Source organism: Arthrobacter sp. E3 (assembly GCF_017353415.1).
Classification (GTDB): Bacteria; Actinomycetota; Actinomycetes; order Actinomycetales; family Micrococcaceae; genus Specibacter.
Genome location: NZ_JAFMPX010000126.1, coordinates 1 through 275, shown reverse-complemented (window position 1 = coordinate 275; position 275 = coordinate 1). Strand labels below are relative to the sequence as shown.

The 275-nt window shown below is 53.5% G+C and carries 1 rRNA gene; it reads left to right on the top strand.

Annotated features, from left to right (window positions below):
* A 16S ribosomal RNA gene (locus JMA46_RS16900) occupies positions 1-105 on the top strand; the annotation flags it as partial.
* Positions 106-275: the final 170 nt, after the last annotated feature.

Here is a 275-nt window from a genome sequence, read left to right as displayed (position 1 = left end):
TGGCCCAACCCGTAAGGGAGGGAGTGGTCGAAGGTGGGACTGGCGATTGGGACTAAGTCGTAACAAGGTAGCCGTACCGGAAGGTGCGGCTGGATCACCTCCTTTCTAAGGAGCACCAAACACCACAGGATGGCCCGCATGGGTTGTGTTGGTGGTGTGAGGAGTAAAGACTCGTTGCCAGGACGCATGTTTCTGGGCGAGTTGCTCAAGGGTGGAATATCAATAAAATAGTCGATGATCGATATCTGGCGACCTGGCTTGAGTACAACGAATCT